Origin of the sequence: Amycolatopsis pithecellobii, assembly GCF_009707865.1 — a bacterium.
Classification (GTDB): Bacteria; Actinomycetota; Actinomycetes; order Mycobacteriales; family Pseudonocardiaceae; genus Amycolatopsis_E; species Amycolatopsis_E pithecellobii.
On record NZ_WMBA01000133.1, the window covers coordinates 1 to 2,926 of the forward strand.

A 2,926-nucleotide genomic window follows, 5' to 3' on the forward strand; every position below is an offset into this window, starting at 1 on the left:
ATCCCGAGCCACCCCCAACTCCTCCACCCGCCGCGGCAACGGGTTCTCAGGATCCGTGTACACCTCCGGACCGAACAACCCCACCTCAGGACGCTGCCCCTCCACACCGATCTGCACGACGCCCTCCGCGTCCATATCGCTCTCGCGAGCGGACAGGGTCACCTGCGCCAACGCCCGCGCCAGCATCTGCTCCAGCGGCTCGGGCAGCGCGTCCGCCGGATACTGCGCCAACCGCCGTCGCAGCGCGGACTCCACGACCTGCCGCAGCGGCGGGAGGCCCCGGTCCGTGGCGGCTCCCGGTATCCGCAGCGCGTACGCCGTCCCCTTCAACTGGGGCAGGTGTTGTTGACCGGGCTTCGCCTGTACCAGGGCATCGACGAAACCCTCGGTCATCCACTCGATGTGAGCGCGGGCGACCGCGGAGAACTCCCCTGCGTTGATGAACCGTGTCTCGTACGCGCGCCGCGAACGATACGAGGCGACCGTCTGCCGGCGCCCGTCGCCGGTTCCCAGCTCCCAGGTCCCATGGGTCGTCTTGTCACCCCGCTCCCGGGTGACCGTCACGAACCACTGGGAAGGCCGGTTCGGATACTCGTGCGCCGGATACAGCTCATCCAGCGCCGCGTTCAGGATCCCGGGCAGCTCCCTCTCGAACGAGGCCTTCATCGCGCGGAATATGTCGTCGGACCACCTGGTCCGGTTCAGCGTGATCTTGACCCGCAGATCGAGCCCCTCGTACTTGTGGTACTCACCCTTCATCGCCTGCCGCACGATGTCCGGCGCCGCGCGCACCACCTCGGCCCGGTCCACATCGGACAAGGCCCGCGCACCCGGGTCGGTGTTGTTCCCTCGTGCGTACACCGCCGGCCCTGACGGGACCGCCGCGTCGGGCTCCACCTTCACCTGCACAAGGCCATGCCGGTCGTGGTCCTGGCTCTCCTCCAGGAACACCCTCGCCCGGTCGAGCACCTGTTCCGCCGGCACCTTCAGCGCGCCGGCCGGATACTGCCCCAGCCGGCGCCGCACCGCCGCCGTTACCAGCTTCTCGAACGGCTCGAGCAGCCGCAGGTTCGCATCGCCATAGGCCGCGGGAAGCTCCATCAAGTGCAGGCCGAGCTCGAAGCGGGGCAACCGGTTCGCCGGCGCGCGCACCGCGGCATCCGCGAAGCCTTCGGCCATCCACTCGATCCGGCGACGGTCGATCTCCGGAAGCCGGTCCCCCAGCAGCTGGGACCTGAACGCGTCCTTAGCCCGATACGACGCGATCGTCTCCCTCGGCCCGTCCTGGACCGCCAGCTCCCACTTTCCATTGTTCGCCTGGTCACCAGGCACGTGCTGGTACGTCACGGGCCATTCCGTGACGCGGTTCGGATAGTCCTTCTTCGGGTAGAGCTCGTCCAGCGCCTCGTCCAGATAACGAGGCAGCTCCGCGCGGAACAAGTCCTCCAGCGCCGCGTAGCGATCCTTGGCGACCCGGCTCGGGCTGACCCACGCGGTGAGCCGGATGTTCAGACCCTCACGGCCCTCGTGGGGCTCCGACATCGCACGCCGCACGATCGCTCGGGCGCCCTCTCGCAGCTGGGCCTTCTCGTCGTCGGACAACTGCGGTTCGGGCCCCAGCTGATTGTCACCGGCGGCGTGCACGGTCGACGGCGCGTCCTGGACCGTCGGTAGCGACCGGATGGGCCGCGACAGCATCGGTTGCACCGTGGCCGGCCCCAAGCCGACCGGACCCGGCGCCACCGTCCCCGGTTCCGGCGGGCGCGCCGCGAGCGGCCGGGCCGCCAGCCGCCGCTGCTCCGCCGTCGGGTACTCACGACGGGTTCGCTTGCCCGTGCCCGCCTGGTCCCCGGCTGCCGCCGGACGCTTCCGCTTCCCGGTGCCCGCCTGGTCTGCCGCGCGCTTTTGCCTCCCGGTCCCGGCCGGACGCTGCGCGGTCTCGGATGGGCGCTGCTGTTCCAGGCGCTGCTGTTCCTGGGCCTGCTCCCCGGCTTCCGTCGCGCGCTGCCGGGCCTCCGCTTCGGCCTCACGCCACCGCTGCTCCAGGGCTTGCTGCCGCGCCCGCTCCTGCGCTACTCGCTCCTGCTGCTCTCGAAGCCGAGCCTGCGCCTCGGCCGCACGCTCCGGCTGCCGGGATTCCAACCGTGCCCGAAGCTGCGCCGCGAGCCGATCAGCGTCCGCACGCGCAAGCTGCTCCGCCTGCACCCGCGCCTGCTCGGCCTCACGCCACCGCTGCTCCCGCTCCTCCCGCATCCGGGCTCGCGCCTCGGCCTCGCGCGCCCGGGATTCCAGCCTTGCCTGGTGCTCAGCCGCGAGCCGGTCGGCCTCCGCGCGCGCGGGCTGCTCGGCCTGTGCCTGAGGCTGCTCCACTTCCCTGTGCTCAGGGAAGGTGTCACCGACCATCCAGTCGAACATCCCGGTGTCGAACAGAGCCGGATCGGTATAGGGGTCGAATTGCTGCTCCCACACCGTTGCCCAGTCGACGTCAGGACCGGACTGATCGGGGGCGTCCTGCGGGGATTCCGGCTCCTCCCGATCCACCGCGTCGAAGTCGAACATTTCCCGCATCATCGCGTCGATCCCGGCTTCGTCCACAGAGGACTCAGGCGCCGGGGAGCCGGGCTCCTCCACTGGCTGCGGCGAGAAGTCGTCTTGCCGGGGAAGCGCGGGCGAATCCACCCACACCTGCTCGGCGAACGGATACATCGGCTCGTCGAACACCGGCTGCGGCTCCTCCGACACCGGCTGCGGCTCTTCCGATACGGGCGGCGGCTCCTCCGATACGGGCTGCGGCTCCTCCGACACCGGCCGCGGCTCCTCCGATACGGGCTGCGGCGCGATGGGGGGCGACTGCCGCCCTGGTGCGAGCTCGGAGTTCCCCTCGTCCAGGCCGGACGCCGCACTGACGGGGCGGGGTGCCGGGGGC

1 pseudogene is annotated in these 2,926 nt (G+C 70.9%); it reads right to left on the reverse strand.

From position 1 onward, the window contains the following. Positions 1-2,805 (reverse strand): annotated as a pseudogene (locus tag GKO32_RS37700) (hypothetical protein); the annotation flags it as partial. Positions 2,806-2,926: the final 121 nt, after the last annotated feature.